General features: G+C 56.5%; 16 protein-coding genes and 1 pseudogene. 6 read left to right on the forward strand and 11 right to left on the reverse strand.

What is annotated here, in order from left to right; all coding sequences use genetic code 11:
- Positions 1-111: 111 nt before the first annotated feature.
- Positions 112-1,050, forward strand: coding sequence for a site-specific integrase (locus J2Y90_RS19060; protein WP_367399439.1), 939 nt, complete (start codon positions 112-114; stop codon positions 1,048-1,050).
- A gap of 6 nt (positions 1,051-1,056) precedes the next feature.
- Here the strand turns inward: J2Y90_RS19060 and J2Y90_RS19065 are convergent, their stop codons facing one another.
- The 5 genes from J2Y90_RS19065 to J2Y90_RS19085 form a co-directional block, all read right to left on the reverse strand.
- On the reverse strand, positions 1,057-1,605 hold the full coding sequence (locus tag J2Y90_RS19065; RefSeq protein WP_253501811.1) for a PqiC family protein: 549 nt from the start codon (positions 1,603-1,605) through the stop codon (positions 1,057-1,059).
- A gap of 17 nt (positions 1,606-1,622) precedes the next feature.
- Positions 1,623-3,278, reverse strand: coding sequence for an intermembrane transport protein PqiB (locus tag J2Y90_RS19070; RefSeq protein ID WP_253501814.1), 1,656 nt, complete (start codon positions 3,276-3,278; stop codon positions 1,623-1,625).
- Positions 3,279-3,403: 125 nt separating this feature from the next.
- The gene (locus tag J2Y90_RS19075; RefSeq protein ID WP_253501816.1) at positions 3,404-4,705 is read right to left on the reverse strand and encodes an NAD(P)/FAD-dependent oxidoreductase; all 1,302 of its coding nucleotides are present in this window, start codon (positions 4,703-4,705) and stop codon (positions 3,404-3,406) included.
- Complete coding sequence (locus J2Y90_RS19080) at positions 4,702-5,790, reverse strand: polyamine ABC transporter substrate-binding protein (RefSeq protein WP_253501818.1); 1,089 nt, start codon at positions 5,788-5,790, stop codon at positions 4,702-4,704. The genes J2Y90_RS19075 and J2Y90_RS19080 overlap by 4 nt, the downstream gene beginning before the upstream one ends.
- 159 nt (positions 5,791-5,949) lie before the next feature.
- On the reverse strand, positions 5,950-7,308 hold the full coding sequence (locus J2Y90_RS19085) for a glutamine synthetase family protein (protein ID WP_253501821.1): 1,359 nt from the start codon (positions 7,306-7,308) through the stop codon (positions 5,950-5,952).
- A 162-nt stretch (positions 7,309-7,470) separates the two neighbouring features.
- Here J2Y90_RS19085 and J2Y90_RS19090 point away from each other — a divergent pair, with 162 nt between their 5' ends.
- The 5 genes and pseudogenes from J2Y90_RS19090 to J2Y90_RS19110 all read left to right on the forward strand — a co-directional run bounded on the left by J2Y90_RS19090 (position 7,471) and on the right by J2Y90_RS19110 (position 12,980).
- A complete protein-coding gene (locus tag J2Y90_RS19090) occupies positions 7,471-8,367 on the forward strand; it encodes a helix-turn-helix domain-containing protein (RefSeq protein ID WP_253501824.1) in 897 nt (298 codons plus the stop codon).
- A gap of 81 nt (positions 8,368-8,448) precedes the next feature.
- Entirely contained in the window at positions 8,449-8,958 is a 510-nt protein-coding gene (locus tag J2Y90_RS19095) for a sigma-70 family RNA polymerase sigma factor (protein WP_253501827.1), read from the forward strand.
- Positions 8,955-9,905, forward strand: coding sequence for a DUF4880 domain-containing protein (locus J2Y90_RS19100; protein ID WP_253501830.1), 951 nt, complete (start codon positions 8,955-8,957; stop codon positions 9,903-9,905). The genes J2Y90_RS19095 and J2Y90_RS19100 overlap by 4 nt, the downstream gene beginning before the upstream one ends.
- 67 nt (positions 9,906-9,972) lie before the next feature.
- On the forward strand, positions 9,973-12,375 hold the full coding sequence (locus J2Y90_RS19105; RefSeq protein ID WP_253501833.1) for a TonB-dependent receptor: 2,403 nt from the start codon (positions 9,973-9,975) through the stop codon (positions 12,373-12,375).
- 105 nt (positions 12,376-12,480) lie between these two features.
- Positions 12,481-12,980, forward strand: a pseudogene (locus J2Y90_RS19110) (cupin domain-containing protein).
- A 384-nt stretch (positions 12,981-13,364) separates the two neighbouring features.
- On the opposite strand, the gene J2Y90_RS19115 reads toward J2Y90_RS19110, so the two are convergent.
- The 6 genes from J2Y90_RS19115 to J2Y90_RS19140 all read right to left on the reverse strand — a co-directional run bounded on the left by J2Y90_RS19115 (position 13,365) and on the right by J2Y90_RS19140 (position 22,400).
- Positions 13,365-14,291, reverse strand: a complete 927-nt coding sequence (locus J2Y90_RS19115; protein WP_253501836.1) for a hypothetical protein — start codon at positions 14,289-14,291, stop codon at positions 13,365-13,367.
- A 195-nt stretch (positions 14,292-14,486) separates the two neighbouring features.
- Positions 14,487-15,524, reverse strand: a complete 1,038-nt coding sequence (locus tag J2Y90_RS19120) for an SMEK domain-containing protein (RefSeq protein WP_253501839.1) — start codon at positions 15,522-15,524, stop codon at positions 14,487-14,489.
- Positions 15,525-15,911: 387 nt separating this feature from the next.
- Positions 15,912-16,781, reverse strand: a complete 870-nt coding sequence (locus J2Y90_RS19125; RefSeq protein ID WP_253501843.1) for a DUF7281 domain-containing protein — start codon at positions 16,779-16,781, stop codon at positions 15,912-15,914.
- A complete protein-coding gene (locus J2Y90_RS19130; RefSeq protein WP_253501847.1) occupies positions 16,778-18,019 on the reverse strand; it encodes a hypothetical protein in 1,242 nt (413 codons plus the stop codon). The genes J2Y90_RS19125 and J2Y90_RS19130 overlap by 4 nt, the downstream gene beginning before the upstream one ends.
- Positions 18,016-18,678 (reverse strand): hypothetical protein, encoded by a 663-nt coding sequence (locus J2Y90_RS19135; protein ID WP_133079552.1) that lies wholly within the window; start codon positions 18,676-18,678, stop codon positions 18,016-18,018. Before J2Y90_RS19135 ends, J2Y90_RS19130 begins: the two co-directional genes overlap by 4 nt.
- Positions 18,675-22,400 carry an ATP-binding protein gene (locus J2Y90_RS19140; protein WP_253501850.1) on the reverse strand — a complete coding sequence of 1,242 codons (3,726 nt, stop codon included), beginning with the start codon at positions 22,398-22,400 and terminating at the stop codon, positions 18,675-18,677. Before J2Y90_RS19140 ends, J2Y90_RS19135 begins: the two co-directional genes overlap by 4 nt.
- Positions 22,401-22,457 lie beyond the last annotated feature (57 nt).

Raw genomic sequence — 22,457 nt, forward strand, 5'->3', positions numbered from 1 at the left:
GTTGTCGGCCTTTCGCGGCAACCCCTGTCATTGAGTCATGCCGTTTTTTGCGTTTCATTTCATGCATTTATTGTTTTTGTTGAATCGTTTTTTATTTCAAGGCCGTTTCGTTTGAGTGATTTGTCGAGTAACCAACCCGCACCGTCCAGCCACAATCCGCTGACCGTTTACCTGGCACGACTGGCGCCTTCCAGCCAGTTGACCATGCGTTACGTGCTGCAAGACGCCGCCGACCGCCTCGGTTTCGAGGACGTCGATATCGAAGAAATCCCGTGGCACGGTTTGCAACCGGAAGACGTGGTGGCGCTGGTCGCCGCGTTGCGTGCCGACGGTTACGCGCCGAACACTTCGTCGCTATACGTGAACGCCGTGCGCGGGGTGATGAACGAAGCCTGGCGCATGAGTCTGATCAGCCAGGATCACCTGCTGAAGATGCGTTCGGTCAAAGGCATTGCCGGCACACGGTTGTCCCAGGGCCGCAATCTCAAGCGCACGTTGATACACGAACTGATGGAAGTCTGCGCTGCCGACCCGCGCCCGCAGGGCCTGCGTGATGCGGCGGTGATTGCGTTGCTGTACGGCACCGGCATGCGCAAGTCGGAATCGGTGGATCTGGATCTGAGTCAGGTCGACTTCCACGAACGCAGCCTGACCGTGACCGGCAAGGGCAACAAACAGCTGATCAAATACGCACCGGCCTGGGCGTTTGCCAAACTCGACGCCTGGCTGGAACTGCGGCGTTCACAGCTCAAGGAAGGCGAGAGCGACGATGCGTTTCTGTTCAACCGCATTCGCCGGGGCAGCCACATCACCCGCGAGCGCATCACCAAACACGCGATTTACTACATTGCTCGCCAACGCGGTACGCAGGTCGGGGTGAAGATCATGCCCCACGATTTCCGGCGCTCGTTCATTACCCGGGTGATCGAGGAGCACGACCTGTCGATCGCACAGAAACTCGCCCATCACAGCAATATCCAGACGACCGCCAACTACGACGTGCGCGATGACAACGAGCGGCGGCGGGCGGTGGATCGCTTCGATTTGTAAGCCGAGTCAGTTTTGCGGCGGGCAGCGCGAGCCGGTAGCCGCCTGAGTGATTTGCCCAGCGAGGCGTTTGACGTTGTTCTGTTGCGCGGTCACCAGTTCTTCGATGCTCGGCCCTGAAGACGTCTGCAAGACCGAACGACAGGTCAGCAGCGCTGCATCCGTCGCGCCGAGCGGACGCACTCGCCATTTCACGTCGATCAGGGCGTACTGACCAGGAATCGAATCGAAGCGCTGCACGTCGACGCGCACGGAAGCTCGTTGCTGGCCGACGCCACTGCTCAATTGATCGGCCAGCGCACCGCGTAACTCATCGGCAAGGGTGGCGCTCCACCAATCGGTATCCAGGATAGCGACGCCGCTGTTGCCTTGGCGGATGACAATCTGCGCGCGATCGACCTGCGGCGGCACACTGATGCTTTCGATGGCAATGTCGGCGCCGTTGCGACTGACGCCCGGTTGCGCCGGGGTCAGCGTGTGAAAGCTGATCGGGTCGCTGCGGCACGCGGTCAGCAAGACGAACGCAGCGAGCAGGGTGATCTTCAACGGTAAAGCCATGGATGCAGCTCCTGTGCTCAATTGCGTGGCGGTCCTTTGAGGTCCAGCGGCGCGGCGTTGTCAGGACGTCCGCGAATCAGCGACTCAGGATGGCGGCCAAGGTAATCCGACAGCTCACGCAACGAACGTGACATGCGCCCGAGCTCGTCGAGGGTCTCGGTCAGCTGCTCGCGTTGAGGTGAGTCCTCGGCCAAAGTCGAATTGGCGGACTGCAAGGTCTTGCTGACATCGGCGAGGGTGCTCTGCACGCCCGGCAGAGTCTTGGCGTTGAATTGCTTCAGGCTTTTGCGCAGCTCGACCAGATTGCCGTCGAGGTTGCTGGCGATGCGCTCGACCGGCAGCGCGTTGATCTTGTTGACCATCGCTTCGAGTTTTTCCTGCAACTGTTCGAGGCTGCCCGGGACTGTTGGAATGGTGACTGGCCGCGCGGTAGGGTCGAATGCGACTTTCGGCGCTTTGGGGTAGAAATCCAGGGAAATATACAACTGACCGGTGAGCAGGTTGCCGTTGCGGGCCTGGGCGCGCAGACCATTTTCGACGAAAGTGGCGATCAGACGCGCGCCGGTGGCCTCGTCGTTTTCGTCGCCATGGTAGGTCTTGAGAATTTTCGCGTGGGCGCGGCCGAGTCGCTGCGGATAGATGACGATGCCGACATTCACCGGAAAGGTGCGCTTGACCTCGTCGAAGTCGAGGTTGACCGCCACCACCCGACCGATTTCGATGCCAAGGAACTCCACTGGCGCATCGACCTTGAGCCCGCGCAACGCCTGATCAAAGCGCAGCGCCAGATACTGCGCCTTGCCGTCGGGCGGGGCGAGGGCGGCGGTCTGGTTGGCGAACAGTTCGAAATTCTTGTCTTCGCCGGCCGGCGTGTCGTTGGGGCTGTAGTCCGGGGCGCGGAAAGCGATGCCGCCGACCAGCAGAGTCGACAGCGACTCGGTTTTCACCGCAAAGCCGTTGGCGCCGACATTGATATCGATGCCGCTGGCGTTCCAGAACCGGGTGTTTTCGGTGACGTAGGCATCGTTGGGTGAATGCACGAAGACTTCGATATTGACGCCTTTGCCGTCCGGGTCCAGCGCGTAGGACACCACTTGGCCAACCGGAATCTTGCGGTAGTAGACCGGGGAGCCGATGTCCAGCGAGCCGAGGTCAGCGGTGTGCAGGGTAAAGCGCTTGCCCGGTTCGCCGTAGGTGATCGGCGGTGGGTTCTCCAGTCCTTTGAAGGTTTTTGCCCGAGTGTTGGCCTGGCCAATGTCGGCGCCGATGTAGTCGCCCGACAGCAGCGTATCGATGCCCGAAACACCGCCGGCGCCGATGCGGGGGCGCACCACCCAGAATTGCGAATCCTCGCGGGTGAAGGCTTCGGCCTGCTTGGCCAGTTTGATCGTGGCGTTGACGTTTCTATGATCGTCGGCCAGTTCGACCTCGGAGACGTGGCCGATGACCACGTTGCGGTACCTGACTTCGGTCTTGTTGGCGGTCAGGCCATCGCCGGTCTTGAAAGTGACGGTGATCGTCGGGCCTTCCTGGAGGATGTTGTGAATGACCAGCGAAATGCCCACCAGCACCGCCACGATCGGCACGATCCATACCAGCGAAATGCCGAAACGGCGGGTCTTGATCGGCGCCTGGCCGGGTGCTCGCGGCTCGTCGCTGGCTGACGACTTCATCCATGTCCTCCTCGATTATTCGGGCACTGAGCGTCAGGAACGCAAAAGCACCTCATCAATATAGAAGTGCCTTGCGATAGAGCAAATCCGCAGTCGTTTTAACTTCAGGAATATGTAAGCGCCTGTTAACCGAGCATTTCGCGCAAGCGATACCAGAACATGCCCAGCGCGAGCAGCGGTGAGCGCAAGGCCGGGCCACCGGGGAAAGTCATGTGCGGCACGCCGCTGAACACGTCCATGCCCTGGCTGTGGCCGGCGTGAATGGCTTCGCCCAACAATTTCGCGCACCAGTGCGTGACGTTGAGGCCATGACCCGAGTAGCCCTGCGCGTAGAACACGTTCGGATGCTGTTTGAGCCGGCCAACCTGGGGGAAGCGGTTGGCGGTGATGCCGATCTTGCCGCCCCATTGGTAATCGATGCGGACGTCCGCCAGTTGCGGAAAGACCTTGAGCATTTTCGGTCGCATATAGGCAGCGATATCCGCCGGGTCGCGGCCGGAATAATGACAAGCGCCGCCGAACAGCAAACGTCGATCAGCCGAGAGTCGGTAATAATCCAGCCCGACCTTCTGGTCACACAGCGCCAGGTTCTGCGGAATCAACTGCGCGGCGCGCGCTTCGTCCAACGGCTCGGTGGCGATGATGTAACTGCCGGCGGGCAACACTTTGCCACTGAGTTTCGGTTCCAGTTCATCCAGATGCGCGTTGCAACCCAGCACCAGGCTGCCGGCGCGCACTGAGCCCGTGGCGCAGCGCACCTCTACGGTCGGGCCATGGAGAATTTCCAGCACCGGACTCTGCTCGAAAATGCGTACACCCAGCGACGCGGCGAGACGTGCTTCGCCTTGCACCAGATCCAGCGGATGCAAATGGCCCGAGCCCATATCGATCAATCCACCGGCGTACACACCAGCGTCGACCACTTGCTGACGGATCTGCTCAGGGCCGACCAGCCTGGTCTCGTGGGCGTAGCCGAGTTCGCCGAGGCTAGCCTGTTCCTGCTTGAACGCAGCGAATTGCGCAGCAGTGTTGGCCAGTTCGCAAAAGCCCCAGCGCAGATCGCAGTCGATAGCGTTTGCAGTGATGCGCTGGCGCACCAAGTCCACCGAATCGATGCCGGCGCGCTGCAGATAACGCACACCGTCCTGGCCTACGTAGCGGGCGAACCCCTCGACTTCATGACCGATGCCGCGAATCAGCTGACCGCCATTGCGCCCGCTGGCGCCCCAGCCGATCCGCCGCGCTTCGAGTAACACCACCGACAAGCCGCGCTGCGCCAGTTCAATCGCCGTGTTGACGCCCGTGAAGCCACCGCCGATGACGCAGACGTCGGCAAGCAAATCGCCGTCCAGCACAGGGTAGGGCGTAGTCGCCCGGGCGGAAGCGGCGTAATACGAACAGGGGTGTTGTGAGCTGTACTGATTCATTTGTTCGACTTCACTTTGCTCCACGACCGGGTCATCAGGCGCATGATCGCCTGGGGCGGCGTCGAGGAAATGTAGAGTTTGTCGAGCACCGCCTGAGGCGGATAAACCTCAGGGTTGTTGACCAGTTCCTGATCCATGAACGGCTTCGCGGCCGGGTTCGGGTTGGCGTAGCCGACGGTGGCGCTGACCTTGGCGATCACTTGCGGATCGAGCAGGTAATTGATGAAGGCATGGGCCTCTTTGACGTTGCTCGCATCGGCGGGGATCGCCAGCAGATCGAACCACAGGTTGGCGCCTTCCTTGGGAATGGCGTAAGCGATATTGACGCCGTTCTTCGCTTCCTTGGCGCGGTTGGCGGCCTGGAACACATCGCCGGAATAACCGAAGGCTACGCAGATGTCGCCATTGGCCAGGTCCGAGACGTATTTGGAAGAATGGAAATAGGTGATGTACGGGCGGATGCTCAGCAGCTTGGCTTCAGCCTTCTTATAGTCCTCGGAATTTTCGCTGCGCGGGTCCATGCCCATGTAATTGAGAATCGCCGGAAACACTTCGTCGGCGGAATCCATCATCGACACGCCGCACTGGCTCAGCTTCTTCAAATTCTCAGGTTCGAACAGTACGGCCCAGGAATCAATGTGGTCGATACCCAGCACTTGCTTGATCTTGTCGACGTTGTAACCAATGCCGTTAGTGCCCCACAGGTACGGTACCGAGTGCTCATTGCCTGGATCATTTTTCTCAAGCAGTTCAAGCAGTTTCGGGTCTAAATTGTTCCAGTTTGGTAACTGCGAGCGGTCGAGTTTCATGAACGCGCCGGCCTTTACCTGCCGAGCGAGAAAATGATTGGACGGCACTACCACGTCATAGCCGGTGCGCCCGGCGAGGAGTTTGCCTTCGAGGGTTTCGTTGGAATCAAAGACGTCGTAGATCACCTTGATCCCGGTCTTGTTCTGGAAATCGGCGAGGGTGGTTTCGCCGATGTAGTCGGTCCAGTTGTAGACGCTGACCTGGGGGGCGGCGTGGGCTGTGGCGCTGAACAGCACGCTCAGCGCGACCGGGAGTACGGATTTCAATAGACGCATATCGACACCTCTTGGATTTATTGGGATTCTCAGGCGCTGGACATTCTTCTGTGGGAGCGAGCTTGCTCGCGAATGCGGTGCATCAGGTGACATCAACGGTGACTGGGCTGAAGTCTTCGCGAGCAAGCTCGCTCCCACAAGGATTTGTGCAGATTTGGCTCAGACGCTCAGCAGCAGGAACTCGCGTTCCCACGAGCTGATCACGCGCTTGAAATTTTCATGCTCAGCGCGCTTCACCGCGACGTATCCGCGGACGAATTTGCTGCCCAGGTACTCGGCGACTTTCGGGCACTCTTCCATTTGCGTCAGGGCTTCTTCGATGGTGATCGGCAGGCGCAGGTTGCGTCGTTCATAGGCCCGGCCTTCTACCGCTGCGCTCGGCTCGATCTTTTCGACCATGCCGATGTAGCCGCACAGCAAACTTGCAGCAATCGCCAGATAAGGATTGGCGTCGGCGCCGGGCAAGCGGTTCTCCACGCGCATCGACTCCGGCCCCGACGTCGGCACACGCAGGCCCACCGTGCGATTCTCTTCACCCCACTCGACGTTGACCGGCGCGGAGGTGTCCGGCAGGAAGCGGCGGAACGAATTGACGTTCGGCGCGAACATCGGCAGGACTTTCGGGATGTACTTCTGCAGGCCACCGATGTGATGACGGAACAGCTCGCTCATGTTGCCCTTGGCATCAGCAAAGATCGGCTTGCCGGTGGCGGTCTCGACCACGCTCTGGTGCAGGTGCATGGCGCTGCCGGGTTCGTCGCCGATCGGCTTGGCCATGAACGTGGCGGTGACGTTGTGCTTGAGCGCCGCTTCACGCAGGGTGCGTTTGAACACGGTGATCTGGTCAGCCAGATCCAGCGCATCGCCATGGCGGAAGTTGATTTCCATCTGCGCCGGGCCGTCCTCATGGATCAGCGTGTCGAGGTCCAGGCCTTGCAGCTCGCACCAGTCGTAGACGTCTTCGAACAGCGGATCGAACTCGTTGGCAGCATCGATCGAGAACGATTGCCGGCCACTTTCAGCGCGGCCCGAGCGGCCCAGCGGGGCCTTGAGCGGCAAGTCCGGATCTTCGCAGCGCTGGGTCAGGTAGAACTCCATTTCCGGCGCGACAATCGGCTTCCAGCCCTTGTCGGTATAAAGCTGCAGGACTTTCTTCAGCACGTTGCGCGGCGACAGTTCGATCGGGTTACCGAACTTGTCGAAGGTGTCGTGGATGACGATGGCGGTTGGCTCGATGGCCCACGGAATGACATACACGGCATCAGAAACCGGCTTGCAGACCATGTCGATGTCGGCCGGGTCGAGCAGGTCGTAGTAGATATCGTCGTCGACAAAATCCCCGGTTACCGTTTGCAGCAGCACGCTCTCCGGCAGGCGCATGCCGCGCTCATGCAGGAACTTGTTGGTCGGTGCAATCTTGCCGCGGGCGATGCCGGTCAGGTCGCTGACCACGCATTCGACTTCGGTAATCTTGTGATCTTTCAGCCAGGTGAACAGCTGATCGAAGGGGGCGTTCATAAAGACCTCGTTATTGGTTTTGTAGACGCCGGGGAGGGCGGGTTTCATCTTCCGCCCCTTCCCCTGTGGCGCGTTGACGACTATCTTGGGCGCGGCTTGCGATTCCATCTATCCACTTTCAGCAGCACCAAAGCGCACCAAAAGAGTGCGCAAGGTCACCTCATGACAACGTGCAATCCGCCTCAGGTACAAGCGTTCAATACCGCCGATGTGGCCGAACAAATCCGCGCCACACCGGGCTGGGTCCAGCATTACCAACAGATGTCGCCGGGGCATTTCGCCGGGCAGATTCGCTATCTGGATCTACAGGGTGTCGAGGTCTACGAAGAGCAGATGAACACTCGGGTCGAGCAGAATTTCAGTGCGCCATCCGGTGCCCTGGCGTTCTGTTTCGATCGCAGCGATAACGCGCTGTATCTGCTCAACGAAGAGAGCCGCAACATCTGGATTACGCCGGAGAACTACCGGGAAATCGCCGTGGTCTTTGGGCCGGATTTCGTTCGCGAGCACGGTTTGCAAGTGGCAAAGCTCGAAGGATTGTTCATGGCGCCGCTTAACGGCGGAAAGAACGCTTTGTTCAGCGGCTGGTTAAGCTCGATTCTCACCAAGTTGTCTCAAGGCATTGATCCTCTTGATAAAGATCGCCTGACTCAACAGTTGCTCGAGGACTGTCTGTTCCTCCTCGACAACGCTCAAACCAGCCTCGATCGTGGCGGATTGCAGCGGCGCAACGAGGAACGCAAGATCATGCAGCGAGTAGGGGAGTGGGCGGCTGATTCGCCGGAAGACACGGTCAATCTGCTCGAACTCTCCAACGTTGCCGGCGTACCGCTGCGCCAGTTGCAACAGGCTTTCAAGGCCTATACCGGAATGACCCCGAGTCACTGGTTACGCCTGAGGCGGCTGAACAGCGCGCACCGGGAATTGCTCAAGCGCAGGCCTAGCGAAACCACGGTTGCCGAAGTGGCGATGCGCTGGTCGTTCTGGCATCTGGGGCGGTTTTCCAGCAGTTACCGCGCGCTGTTCGAAGAGCTGCCGAGCGAGACGCTCAAGCGCTGAGCAGAAAAAGGCTTTGTGTCCTTGGCGAAGTTAAATAGAATCAGTCTCATTTGAATCTACCTTCGCGCAGGGTCTCTTGAGATGATTGAAGCCACGTCACCGGCGGAGCAGAGCCTGCAGCAGTTGTACCGCGAACATCGCGGCTGGCTGGAAACCTGGCTGCGTCGGCGCATCGGCAATGCGTGGGATGCGGCGGACCTCAGTCAGGACACCTTTGTGCGCGTCTTGTGCAACGCGCCGCCACTGGCCGAATTGCGCGAGCCGCGCGCGTATCTGCTCACCGTCGGCAAACGGCTGCTGAGCAATTTCTACACGCGACGCCATCTGGAAAAAGCCTACCTCGACGCCCTGGCGCAATTACCGGAAGCGTGCGCACCGTCGCCGGAACAGCGCTGGTTGCTGCTGGAAACCTTGCAGGCGCTGGATGAACTGCTTGATGGATTGCCGCGTGCGGTGCGTCGGGCTTTTTTGTGGAGCCAGCTCGAGGGGCTTGGCTACCGCGAGATTGCCGAGCGCTTGCAGGTTTCTGAACGCACCGTCAAACGTTACATGGCCCAGGCTTACGAGCATTGCTTGCTGGTGGAACTGTGACGCGCGTTGCCCCCAGCGATGAAACGCGGGAAGTGGCGCGGGCCGCGGCGCAGTGGTTGGCATTGCTCGAATCCGGCGGAGCCAGCGATGAAGATCACGCCCGGTTGCAGCATTGGCGCAGCAGCGACAGTCGCCACGAAAACGCGTGGCAGAAAATTCAACAATTGCGTCAGCGCTTTGCAGGTTTGCCGCCGGCGCTGGCCATGGCCACGCTGGATCGGCCGGATCCGGCGCGACGCGCGGCTCTCAAGCGTGCCTTGGGCGTGGCGGCGCTGGTGCCGGCGGCATGGTTGATCGGCCGCGAACTGCCGCTGGAGGTCTGGCGCGCCGACATGCACACCAGCACCGGCGAGCGGCGCACAGTGCAGTTGGCGCAGGACTCTTCATTGCAACTCAACACCGACAGCGCGGTGAACGTCGATTTGCCTGCACGCCAGTTGACACTGGTTCGTGGGGAAATGGCCCTCAACGCGGGCGATTCAGCCTTTATCGTCAACGCGCCTTATGGGCGGATGATCGCCAGACACAGCGACGTCTCGGTTCGCCTCAATGCACGCGACTGCCAGGTCTGCGTGCTGCGCGGCTCGGTGCAGTTGCAGCCGCTGCATGGCCCTGCGTTTGTATTGAAACAGGGCCAACAAGTCAGCCTGCAAGCCTCAGGCGCCGGGGCGGTGACGGCTTTCGATGGATTGATGCCCGGTTGGCGCGACGGCGTGCTGATGGCGCAAAACCAGCCCTTGGGTGATTTCCTCCGCGAGCTGAGTCGATATCGTTCGGGGCTCTTGCGCTGGGATCCGGCGCTGGAGTCGCTGCGTATCACCGGCAGCTTCCGCCTCGACGACACCGACCAGGTGCTGTCACTGCTGGCAGCAAGTTTGCCCGTCGAAGTGCATACGCGAACGCGATTTTGGGTGTCGCTGGTGCCGCGTGCAGAAAAAACTGGCTGAAGCCTGTCCCTTTTTTTCGCCTCGCTGGTCATTCCAGGCAAGTGAACAAAATCGAGAGCTTCTTCCAATGCCCGCAGTATTCCCAGGTCGCTTGCGTCCGTTGTTGCAGTTGAGCCTTTTGCTGAGCCTGAGTGCCAGCCCCGTGTTGATCCAATCGAGCTGGGCCGACGACGGCAGCCGCCGCAGTTATCAGGTCCCGGCCGGTAGTCTGAGTGTGGCGCTGACGCGGTTCGCCGGTCTGGCCGGGGTCAATCTGTCGGTGGATCCGGCGCTGGTCAGCGGCCGCAATAGCAATGGGTTGTCCGGTGAATATGGTGTGGAGGAGGGGTTCAGTCGGCTGTTGCTGGGTTCGGGGCTGCAACTGCAACCGGTCGGTGATCAGGCTTATACGCTGGTGCCGGCGGCGCAAGGCAGCACCTTGCAACTCGCACCGACATCCATTCTTGGCGCGAGCGATTCGGCAAATGCCGATGTGTTCGCCGGCGGCCAGGTTGCCCGGCGTGGCTCGCAAGGGCTGCTGGGCTCCAGGGATTTCATGGAAACCCCGTTCAGCATGACCACCTACACCAGCGAAACGGTGAAGAACCAGCAGGCGCGCACGCTCGGCGACCTCATCAGCAGCGACCCTTCGGTACGCGCGACCAACCCGGCCGGTGGCCGCTATGAGCAATTCACCATCCGTGGTTTCAGCCTGTTCAACAGCGACGTTTCCTACAACGGCCTCTACGGTGTGTTGCCGACTTACACCATCGACATGGAAATGGCCGATCGCGTCGACATCCTCAAGGGCCCGAGCCAATTGATCAACGGGATTTCGCCACGGGGCAGTGTAGGAGGGGGGATCAACGTCGTGCCGAAACGCGCCACCGACAAGCCGATCACCTCGCTGACGGCCAATTACGCCTCGAACAATCAGGTCGGTGGCGCGGTGGATGTCGGGCGGCGCTTTGGCGAAGACAATCAGTTCGGGCTGCGCTTCAACGGCGTTAAACAGTCCGGTGATACGGAATGGGATCATCAGAGTGTCGATCGCGACATGGCGGTCATTGGACTGGATTTCCGTGGCGAACGCTTGCGGCTTTCTACCGATATCGGCCACACCGAACGCGACACCGACGCACCGCAGGAACGCGTGCAAGTCGCCGCCAATGCCAAGGTGCCGAACGCCAAGGATGTGCGCGACAACTATGCGCAACCCTGGAGCCAGGCGCGCACCAAAGACACTTTCGGTACGGTGAATGGGGAGTTCGACGTCAGTGATTCGGTCATGCTGTATGGCGGCGTCGGCGCGCGCAAAAGCAATCACGACTTCTTGCGCCATGCGGTTTCGGTGACTAACGACGCCGGTGATTTCAGCGTCCAGCCGCGAGACTTCACTCGCGACGAAAATGTCCGCACGGCTACCGCTGGCGTTCGTAACTGGTTCCAGACCGGGCCGGTCAGCCATGAAGTGAATCTGGCGGCCAACTACTTTTATATGGACTTCGAAAACGGCGGTGCCCGTTATACAGCCGGGCGCAGCAACCTCTACGATCCGGTGGAAATCGCCAGACCCGGCACGCCGACCCGCAATGACGCCAAGGTCTACACCGAGAACCGCTTCAGCGGCGTGGCGTTGTCCGACACCCTCGGTTTCTTCGATGATCGCCTGATGCTGACCCTGGGTGCGCGTTGGCAGCGGGTCAAAGTCGATGACTGGAGCGACGGCATCAAGGGCGACACAGCCTACGATGAAGAAAAGGTCTCGCCATCGGGTGGGATCCTGTTCAAGGCGACAGACAAACTCTCGCTGTACGCCAACTACATGGAAGGTCTCAGCCAAGGCAAGATCGCGCCATCGACATCGATCAACGAAGATGAAATCTTCCCACCATTCATCAGCCGTCAGGTCGAAGTCGGCGCCAAGTACGACGCCGGCGCCTATGCGCTGACGGCAGCGGTGTTCCGCATCAAACAACCTGCGTACGAAACCAACGCCGCCACGCGAATCTTCGGCCCGAACGGCAAGCGTGAGAACAACGGCGTAGAACTCAGCGTGTTCGGCGAACCGCTCAAAGGCTTCAGGTTGCTCGGCGGAGTGATGTACATCGATAGCGAATTGACCCATACCACCAACGGCACATTCGACGGCAACCGCGCACCGGCGACACCGAAATACAACGTCAACCTTGGTGCGGAGTGGGACGTGCCAAACGTGCAGGGGCTGACACTGACCAGTCGCGGCATTTACTCGAGTTCGCAGTATCTGGACCAGTCGAACGACAAGGAAATCGACTCTTGGGAGCGGTTCGATATAGGCACGCGCTACGCTTTCAAGCTGGACGAGAAGACGATTACGTTGCGTGCCAATGTCGAAAACGTGCTGGATAAACGCTACTGGAGTTCGGCGGGCGCTTCGGATGACAGCGAGCCGGGATTGACGCTCTCCACGCCGAGAACGTATCTGCTGTCGGCGACCGTAGATTTCTGATGGAGCAGGGTAATTGCATCGATCTTCGTCGATAATACGTTAACTACACTAAATGACCGTTTAGTTGAGCTAACAGAGAATTTAGTCAGATATCCGGAGAAGGCCATGATTCAACGTCAGCCGAACGCAAATGATGTGATTGCTGCGCTGAATCTTGAGCCTTATGTTGAAGGCGGTTATTACCGCAGAGCCTTTCAGGCTGACGACCGAGACTGGCTCCAAATGCCAGGCTGCCCGTGCTATCTGTTGACCTCGATTTACTTTTTGCTCACTGAGGATTCGCCGGTGGGCCAGTTCCATTTCAACCAGTCCGACATCTTGCATTACTTCCACCGGGGCGACGCCATCGAGTACAACCGCTCACTGCAAACGCTGGTGATGGGCAGCGATGTTTTAGCTGGCCAGCAATTTCAGATGCACGTACCGGGCAGGATCTGGAAAGCATCACGATTGCTGGAAGGCTCGAATGGTTTTGGCTTGATCAACGTAGCTGTATCACCGGGGTTGAATTCGCGGATATGGAAATCGGAGATCGCACAGAACTGACCGCGCGGGTTCCGCCGCATGGAGCGCTGATACAAAAGCTGACGCGTGGCGAAGAATGAGAGCCTAGCGAAGAACGCAGCTTGTGGGAAAAGCTGGTTTTGAAGCGACAACGCAAATTCAAATCTCTCGGGCAACCACGCTAACCTCGCAATATCTTGTTACGTGTAATGTATATTATGTTAAATCATGTATGTGATTGGGCTCTGGCCTTAATTGTCACCTGTACCTGAAAACCGGGATTTGCTGCACCAATCGCGTTTTGAGTGGATTGTCCCCCTCCAAAACCCTCAACTCCTTGTATTCCGGGGCCTTAAGCACACCAGGCGCCCGATTCGGCCGGATTTTTTAACGAAATAAGTGGAAAATTTCTTCGGCCTGGAACGTACAAACCCTCACCCGTCACCCGTCACCCGTCACCCCTCACCCCTCAGAACTTTATTGCTTCACGCAGAAGCTTCAGGTTCTGAATAATACCGCCCCGCCATATCTCGCTTCAACTTAGCGATATGATCAAAACAGTCTGCAGCCACATCCCTAAAGTCACTTTCGATCTGCTGGCAGTGATTAAGATAAATATCCGCCAAAACCGAAAAATAAGCCTCTATGATGCGAGTAAATACTAGAATACAGTCCTTCGTTCTTTTGCCCGAGCGGGCAACTACGTAGGTCTTGTTGCCTGACTTCTCTTGCGCAGGTTCGCTCTCCACATACACCCCCCATATCTTCTTATTATTGTGTATATAGTCACTTAGCATGCCATTGAGGCTGCCAGCATCGGGAATAATCTCCTTCAGCGGCGTGATGGATTTGGTCGGCTCAAATCTATCAAGTTCTATTTTATCTTTTGCGCCCCTAATTTGATAGGCATGCCCTATCTGCTCAAGAACCGAACGAAGCAAGCAATTAACATCAAAGTACATACTGTTCTTTATAAGAATTGAGATTGATTGAAAGCTACTTAATACCCTTTGGAGAATTAGCATAGAAGCGCGGAGCCCTAGGTTAATCTCAGGAAGCCCCCCAATGCTCTCATCAATTGACTTGTGCGCCTTGAAGGAGCTAAACACCAAAAAATCTGTCGCCAAAAATTCATCCTTAACCAGCGCCTGCATAGTCAAGCCGTCAGGATCATTAAGATTTTGAAGTAGCGCCTGAAAATTATCGTTATCAAATTCTTCATTTTCATCAAGAGATGAGAAAAGATAATGAACCAGCCTAAGCACCGTATTTGAACTATCTGTTGGCAGCGCGTAATCAAACTCGCCTGTTCCCAATGGAAAAAGAAGATGAACATTATCGATAGCATGCTCACCCTGCCGATAATAGCGAAGATCTCGCAAGGAAAACCACGGCTCACGATTATTGCTCATATTTATACAGGGCTCCATTTATTTAATATCCCGTCAGTATTCCAAGAGAATACGCAGGAATTTTCAAAGTTGAAGGAGAGCTCTCTTCTGACTGAAAGCTGACTATGATCCACGGATCCTGCCGGAAGCTGATACACGCATACTCTTGCGGCAATGTGAGGCACGAGACGGTAAAACGTAACTTGCATTAACTTATCAAAATCCGCTGAAATCCAGTGAGACAATTGGCTTTTTGTATCCTATGCCTTTGGCCTCAATGTAATCGACGAGCTCATATATAAAACCGTCAATTTTTATCGGAGCGAAAATTCTAACGAATGGGCTTTGGTTGCTCTCTTGCTCCTCAATATCTGCGAAGCCGTGCTCGTCAAGCAATATAAGCTCTTCCCTCAGGCCGGGGAATTTGCAGGTTCTTACAAGCTTGTTGTAGTTTAACCATAAGCACGCACGATAGAAGCTTCCGCTTGGGGTCTTTTTGTCGTCCATTTCTCTGCGCTCCAGAAGAAAAGCATAGAACTCTCCAGTGATTCTCGGCAGTTCGGCCAGCTTATGGGCGAAGCTTTTAAAGTGTTCCCTGACTTCGCTCAGCGAGTGCTCAAAATTCTCTTCAACCCCCTGTTGATAGGCATAGTATTTCTTGAAATCCGAAAACTGCGGCTTAGGGATTCTCTCAATATACGAATCTATTGATGTTGCAAAATTACCATCTTCATCGGGGATCTCCAGCTCAATCCGAATCCTTGTCAAGTTGCGACGGACAAGGTCATAGAGAGCCTGCAAACGATCAAGTGGAAGGGATATAGTCTTCCTACATAGGTCGTCTATATCCCAGATATTCTTCTCGGTGAAACTTAATGCTTTTGCATGCGCCGAATTAATAGTGTATGTCGATTGTTTCTTTCCGATTATCAGTACGATGACTTCGGTGAAACCAGTTTTTTTCTCAAAAAGCACCTTGAGAGTCTTATTGATCTTTTGAGAGGTTTTTGTTGATGTAACTTGAAAGGCAATTGAGGCGACCTCATCGCCAAGGTCTAGACCTGGCTCATTGCTTCTATCGTCATTAAGGTTACACAAGAGCAATGAGAGAGTCTCATTTAAGAAGTCCTTAAAAAAATCCTCAAGATAGCGATTGAGATCGGTAAGTCCAAGCTGGCACCGAGTAGATACCTGCTGTGAAATAGTTGCGAGCCCGTCAACTATCTCGCCAATTAAATGTCCGCGCGTGATCATGTTTCACCGTGAATATGGTTTATAAGTCGGCGATACATACAGACGGGTGCCCCCCTGTTTCTATCGTGTAGCGAGTCTTGTCGATGCGCGCCACTTTATCCAATTATCTCAAGTGTTGGAGTCGTAGCATAGGCAAAGAGGTCGCGGTAGGGACGGCAGTTACCTGCCGCCCCCCGCACAGATCCGTACGCGCGGAACTACCGCATACGGCTCCTGCCTCGGGTGATGCTATCAGCAAGGTATGTCAGATAGATACCTACCACTGAGGGGATTTGAGCCGGACTAGAGGGGCCCCTTCTGTCATCGTCTAGCATTTCGTCCCGGGAAGTATGAACGTGTGACTACGGTGCCAGGGCTCCACGCCCTGGCACCCTCCAGGACTGAGCACTAATTACAATTAACGTCGTCGCTAGCACCCGTTGGGTTAAGTGGTAGATATTCCAACTCCATACCTGCCATGGACTCCTGCGACAATGCCAGTTTCTTCAACAGCATGTCTTGCACCATAGGTATGGTCGCGCGTTGTAGCCACTCACGCGCAACATCCTGGTTTTCATAATCCTGTGGCTTGTCCCAATTGGAGGCGACGATTTCGGCAATCGTGTTCGCCGACGGCACGACAATACCCTGTGCTTTTGCAGTCAGCGTATTCATCCAACCTTGAGGGTCGAAATCGGGAAAACAGATGACGTTTTTTACGCCGGCAAGAGCTCTCGTCACTGCGGCCGGTGTGATTTGAGGACTCCCACGAAAGAGCATGGGTAGGTGCATGACATTGCTTGGCCAGTGGTACTCGTTGACCGCGAACATCACAGCTTGGTTCTCTACCAAAATCACCGTATCGAGGCCGTGAAGCTCCTCTGCAGGTACGTTCAGAGTGCCTCCGGCCGGGTGGCTGTACACGCCAGTTGCCAACTGGATTTGTCCGGACAGCGACGCGGCCATGACAACGAAATCCCCGGGCCTCAATTGAGCCAACTTCTCATTACGTGACTTTTTGGCCAGAGCCAAGCGGTCACCCTCTAGCTCTTTCATGCTAACAACCAGAGCGTCTATGCCTGTTTCCCTCTCTAGCATCATGCGCACGGTGTGCAATTCAGCGTTTGTCAGCGTCAGGTAGGTAGCCCCAAGCCTTTTGCCAATGCAGTAGGTTGTGTGCAGGGACAACCAGGTAGCGTTGATTTTCACCTTGCACGCGTCCTGCCTGATTGCAATCACCACGGGTTTGATGGCCCTGATGTTGTCAAAAATTCTCATCGCCGCTCAGCTCTTTCCAAAATCAGGTCAATGACACGCCGGTTGGCAGATATGCGCGGGTATGGGGCATAAGTCGGGTTGAGCCGGTAGTTGAGCGGTTTGTGTCGCACCTTGGCTACCGCCGACTGCAGACGAACGTATCCATCCAGCGCGTAAAGCCAGATGCTCATCGAGATGTCACTGTCGCCATGGGCACTCCAATAGGCAACTGCAGACTGCGCTTGATTGGTCTTGTTCAGGGCCTCAAGCATGCGCATGAGATGATCACGCGCGAAGGGTTTCTCAAGAGCCTTGGGGGCCTCTTCGGCTGGAATCACGGCCTTCGACTCACGAGCTTTCGCGGGCTGTTCGATTCGTCGCTCTTTCGGAGGAGGGAGTGAGGCTATCAACAGTTCTAACTGCTCCAGGCTCTCCCCTGCCTCGACGTCACAGTACGCGCTACCCGCCAAGGTCATTTCCACGGCCGGAACCCAGACAGCCGCGTCTCTGCCGTCAAACAGCGGTTCCAGATCAATCGGGTTGCCCGCCTGAAGGAACAGGTCAACGGCATGGGCTATCTGGCGCATGTGATTGCGCTTACGCACCGCCAAACTCAACCGATCTAAGCGTCCGATCATCTCGTCCAGAGCGAGGCGGTTTCGTGAAACAGCACCGAGAAGGTTATCCAGGAGGACACGCCGTAGTGAACGATCACTGCCGGCCATACTTGAAAGGCCTACATGAGTGAACAAACCCAGGTTTTCGTGGAGCCGTTTGAGCCTGTTGATCGCATTATTGATATCTCGCAGCCGATCTCGCAGCCGTGGAGAAAACCCATACCCCCCTTCGATGAACGCTCGGGTTTGCGCTTGCTCGTTACGTAAGTGGTTCGTGACTTGACGGCAGCTGTACGTCAATCGTTTCAGGTGCTGTTCGGCCTCATTGGAGGAGTTGGCCGCTTTGGCGTCACGGTATGCCTCGCAGTGCTGCTCAATGGCTATGAGGGATTCTTTCAGGTCAGGAGCAGCACGACCAAAGCCCTGAAGCGAAATTTGCGCGCCGACGTCCAGCAGCAAGCCACTGAGGTAGTAGAGCTCATCATCTTCTTCGATGAGCCCTTTGGACATCAGATAGGAAATCCCCTTTGTCCGTCGCTCAGGCAGCGCCACTCCGTCCTCGTCTGCCATCGCTAATGCTTCGAGAAAAGGTGCATTTCGTGTGAGTGCATCACCCAGCTCGATCCAGTCTGGCTCCTTCACAAATTGAGCCCTCCCTGATGTTCAGTATGCGATTGGTCGCTGGCACCGATGTCGAGGCTGAGCGAGTTGTATTCGGCTATCCACGCCAAGATCGTATGAACGTAGCCCATCTTGCCTGTGGCGATGTAGTTTGCCGACTCGCTGTTGCGCTTGACGATGTACCCGGCGTCAGCCAATGCGCGAAGGACAAGTTTGAGCCTGTCGTTGTTGTCCTTACCGCTTTTGGATTTGTTGAAAAAGTCGTACCCGCTGAGATCCCAGAGCTGCGTACGGTAGGTGGGATGATTCTCGATTGAGTCCAGCATGTCGGCGAATGAAATGACGTCGCCCGGGGCCAGGCATGTCTCACTGCGTCCCGCACGATTGATTAGCCGGATGAATTCAAGGCAAGGCCGAATCTGGTCGCGTAGCTCGATCAGTTGCGCCGTTGCCGCTTCTCGATCTACAGGTTCAGAAAGGTCAATAAACCGTGCAAAGAACGTATCGGGAGCCTCGGGCTCACCGAGTGTTGCCAATTTTCGCCCCAGGGGCGCGAGCGCACTCTCGACGCTGGCCGCAAAATCAGCCTCTCGTAGCTGGCGGTGAAGCTCTGGATAGGCATATTGGCAAATGAAGCCCCCGGCAAGAAGCTTACTCAGTACGTCTCTCAGTGGGCTCATTGTGCATCCTTCCGATCATCGCTTCCCAGTGCATCGTTAAGGTCATCAAGCTCGTCCTTTTCCTCCATGCCGTACTCCTTGACCACAATCGAATCGGTGTCAGACCGGCGCTCCAGGCTGTACCGATTATTAAACTGCCGGAGCAGCTCCGGCGCGCCTCCAGGAAAGCATGCCAACATGGAAAGCCCGCGATCATTGAAGTAGTTGACCAGCGCAACGTAGTTTTCTGGTGACAGCTCCAATGCTTCGTCGATGGGGATCGACATCTGAAAATCCGCCTCATTTCGCAAAAGCTCGAACAGCGATACGTAGATCATGGCCACGATGATCTTCGTCAGCCCTGTGCTGCTGAGGTGGATCAGCTCCGCGTTATTTGTCGCGACTTTCACCCTGCCTTGGTCGTTGCAGGTGACGGAGACATCGAAACAATCGGAAAGCTGAGACGTGAACGCACCGCCTTCAATCTGGCGTTCCACGGTGCGCAAGGCGTCCATGAAGCCATCAGTTGGTAGATAATCAACTCCCATCCCACTCCACCGCTTGTACTGCTGCTCGTAGTTCGTCATGTCGTCCCAAAACGACATCTCATGGATGCGTGATGAAACTTTGAACTCAAACTGGCGGATCTGGGCGAAAGAGCCGAGTACCTCGCTCGCCTTCTCTGTCGCGTCCTTTCCTAACTTCAAAATGCTTCGGTGCAGGTACTGCAGCTTCGAGCGGTTATCGCAGAGCTCGTCTGAGAGGTTTTTAGCCTGAATAATCAGCTTGGTTTTCTGGTCAGGGTGAGATATCTCAATGTATTCCTGGAGGTTCGCAGCGGCTTCCAACCACGCCAGCTCAAGCACATCTGCACTGTTTGAGGCGTGATTGATGATCTGTTCGATGGCCGCGCCCTGCGGCGTATGCACCAGCCGTTCTCTGACGAAACGATGGTGAACGTCGCGATAAAGCTCGGCGCCTTTGCGGTGGTGTTCTGATTTGCGACGTTTGAGCTTGCCGACCTCATCCTCGATGTCTGCAGCCTTCAGCGTAGAACCCAAGTGGGCCTCAGCGGCTGCGTCAATCTGTTCAAGATCGCGCAGTACCCGTGATACTGCACCTAGCTCCTGGTCATCGGCGTGTCCTTCGGTGACCAATGCCTTGCGACGCTCGGAAATCGTTTTTTGCGCAGCCCGTAGCTCAAGTTGCCATTGTTCAATGGCGCGACTGATCCGCTCAAACTCTGCGATTGCGCGAGCCAAGGCCGCCTTACGTTCAGGAACTGCTGGTACTGATTCTCTAACCCAAAGTCGATAGCCATCGATCTCCGATTCATGATCCCTTAAACGTTTGATCGTTTTCTCCAGCTCAGCAATCTCGGAGCCAAGCCGCTTGCTCGCCGTGTCATCAACTCCAGCTGATTTGAGCTGGGCTTCAAGATCTGCCAGAGCTCGTTCCAGTTCCGCCGCGAGGGTGGCGTCGACCCGTTCTTCTGCGGTCTGCAGTTCCAGCTCGGCCCGAGACTGATCCTGAGTCAACTGCAGTCGAGACTTGTCTGCTTCACCTTGCAGGTCACTAATTTCCTGCCTGTGCCGTTTTTTCAAACTGTCTAAGTGGCTGGCGATCAATTCAAGCCGATGTGCTGCTTCCAAGACGCGGGCCGCCTGTATCTCGAGTTCCTGCACGACCTCGTCGCGAGCCCGATCAACCAAACCGGCGTGATCCCCTTTTAGCGTCTCCAGATCCAGACTCGCATTGGTCAGTTCTTTTTGAGCTGCCGACGCCCGGATACCTGTCTGGCGCAGGCGATCTTCTACTCCTCGCTGCTGTCGCTCTATCACCTCCATATCAGTGCCGAGCGCTCCAATCTGGGTGGTCAATAAAACGACCTCAGCTTCGAGAGCGTGAACACTGGCAACAGTGGCCTGGGGGAGCACGTCGAGATTGATCTCAACACCGTAGAGACTCTCTTGAACTGCATCTAGCAGCGCGGGATTCAAATCCGTACGCATCAACGTCTCTGTCGGGACAAGTCGAGCGATATTATCTGTCCAGGTAGGGTGATGCCGTCGCAGGAAACCAAGCAATGTTTCGGCACCGGCGTTGATCTGCAGCTTGATGGTATTTCTGGACTCGACCAGCGCGTCTCGCCTGGCTTGCAAGCCGCTATACTCCGCAGCGCGGGTCTGTCGTTCCAGCGATAGGCTCTCTACCTCGGCTGACACAACACTCAGCGCGTTTTGAAACTCGGCAATGAGCAGCATCTGCTCATTGATACCCTTTTGGGACGCATCCAGCGCGATCTGGGCATCAGGAAGCGCGCTGAGGGACTTGAGTTGTTCAGCACGTGCAAGCTCGCGAGCCTGAGTACCAGTTGCCTGGAGCTGTTCTTGCTGGTGCACGGCGAGCTCGTCCTCATGAGCGACCCGTCTCTCATCAAGCAATTTATCTTGAGTAGCGGACAACTCCTGATGCCGTTGTTGGATCGCGTGTGAGGACGCATGGTACTTGGAGAACGCAGCACTCTTTCCATCAGCAGCAGCCTGCTTCGCAGCCGCTTCGAGTTCCAGAAACACGCTTCGGATGTCAGCCCCTTGGCGGTTCAATTTGACCTGATGTTCTTGCTTGAGGTGTAACTGGTCTCGTATCTCCCCAAGCTGGTCGAATTCCTCCGAGAGCGCCTGTGTACCATTTTGCAGGTAGCGATCCCGCTTTTCGTTGAGCCGATGCTGCCAGGACTCCGCCTCTGTCACCAGGGTCTGAGCTTCGCCCTTTAGACCGCTGAGTCCACTCATATGATCTCGGTTACGGTTTTGTAGCTGCTCATCTTCTGAACTGAGCTGGGCCAGCGCTTCCACTCGACCGTTTTGTCGTTCCTTGAGTTTCTCTTCGACCATGAGTGCTCGGCGCTTGTGCACGCCCAACTGCCGCAGGACTGCGCGAAACTCGTGGCAGTGGCGATTCATTTCAAATATCACGGGTTTCAGCGACTCCATCAGGAGATAGCCCGCGCGGTTATCAATGACATTCCTGAACGGCTGCGCGTTGAGCATCATTAGAGTGCGGCTTGGATCTGCGTTGTCCTGCTGAAGGATTTCGGCCATGGTTGCCTTCATCGTGTCGAAGGTGCCGCCGCTCTCGATAAGCGCCAGAGTCACAAAATCGATGCCGTTGAAGTCCTTGCGCTTTGGTGCGAGTGAGAAGCCCATCCGCAGACTCACGATCAGCTTGCGCTTGGTAGCGTCGGTGATTTTCTCCAGATGGGCTGTGCCGCTATTGAATTGAATGATCTGCCGGTAGTGGTACGGTTGCAGCTCAGGGGAACAGGCGATCCCAAGGTGGGTCAGGTGGCCATGTAGTTCGCCTGGAAGTACCAACAGGCCTGCATCATAGTCGCGGTAGAGAAGTTCCGGGCTCCAAGCGCTTGATACCAGTCGATATGCATACCCTTCCCCGCTACGATGCATGATCGCGCAGCGAGCATCGCCAGCAAAGTTCACGTATTCAAATACGATGAAGCTCGAGGAACGTGGGAGATACCAGTTGGCAAAGCTCTCACGGTTGGTTCCAGCCTTCACCAAGCGCCCTGGAGACGCGCCATAAAACACAGGGATGAGCTTTATGAAGGACGACTTTCCGATTCCGTTTTCACCCGTGACGCTGGTGTTACCTTCCATGACAAGCTCTGCTTTGGCGCCCGCACATAGTGAATCGATCAGTACAATTTTGATGAGTTGCGACATCAGCTGCCTCTCTGGCTAACCTCGTATCAATACCGCCGACGGTTTCTCGGCATCCCT

The organism is Pseudomonas koreensis (assembly GCF_024169245.1).
Lineage (GTDB): Bacteria > Pseudomonadota > Gammaproteobacteria > Pseudomonadales > Pseudomonadaceae > Aquipseudomonas > Aquipseudomonas koreensis_F.

What these genes read in the sequence shown, in the direction of transcription:
- J2Y90_RS19065 (WP_253501811.1), bottom strand. Translation starts at nt 1,605, where the DNA reads ATGGCTTTACCGTTGAAGATCACCCTGCTCGCTGCGTTCGTCTTGCTG.
- J2Y90_RS19070 (WP_253501814.1), bottom strand. Translation starts at nt 3,278, where the DNA reads ATGAAGTCGTCAGCCAGCGACGAGCCGCGAGCACCCGGCCAGGCGCCG.
- J2Y90_RS19075 (WP_253501816.1), bottom strand. Translation starts at nt 4,705, where the DNA reads ATGAATCAGTACAGCTCACAACACCCCTGTTCGTATTACGCCGCTTCC.
- J2Y90_RS19080 (WP_253501818.1), bottom strand. Translation starts at nt 5,790, where the DNA reads ATGCGTCTATTGAAATCCGTACTCCCGGTCGCGCTGAGCGTGCTGTTC.
- J2Y90_RS19085 (WP_253501821.1), bottom strand. Translation starts at nt 7,308, where the DNA reads ATGAACGCCCCCTTCGATCAGCTGTTCACCTGGCTGAAAGATCACAAG.
- J2Y90_RS19090 (WP_253501824.1), top strand. Translation starts at nt 7,471, where the DNA reads ATGACAACGTGCAATCCGCCTCAGGTACAAGCGTTCAATACCGCCGAT.
- J2Y90_RS19095 (WP_253501827.1), top strand. Translation starts at nt 8,449, where the DNA reads ATGATTGAAGCCACGTCACCGGCGGAGCAGAGCCTGCAGCAGTTGTAC.
- J2Y90_RS19105 (WP_253501833.1), top strand. Translation starts at nt 9,973, where the DNA reads ATGCCCGCAGTATTCCCAGGTCGCTTGCGTCCGTTGTTGCAGTTGAGC.
- J2Y90_RS19115 (WP_253501836.1), bottom strand. Translation starts at nt 14,291, where the DNA reads ATGAGCAATAATCGTGAGCCGTGGTTTTCCTTGCGAGATCTTCGCTAT.
- J2Y90_RS19120 (WP_253501839.1), bottom strand. Translation starts at nt 15,524, where the DNA reads ATGATCACGCGCGGACATTTAATTGGCGAGATAGTTGACGGGCTCGCA.
- J2Y90_RS19125 (WP_253501843.1), bottom strand. Translation starts at nt 16,781, where the DNA reads ATGAGAATTTTTGACAACATCAGGGCCATCAAACCCGTGGTGATTGCA.
- J2Y90_RS19135 (WP_133079552.1), bottom strand. Translation starts at nt 18,678, where the DNA reads ATGAGCCCACTGAGAGACGTACTGAGTAAGCTTCTTGCCGGGGGCTTC.
- J2Y90_RS19140 (WP_253501850.1), bottom strand. Translation starts at nt 22,400, where the DNA reads ATGTCGCAACTCATCAAAATTGTACTGATCGATTCACTATGTGCGGGC.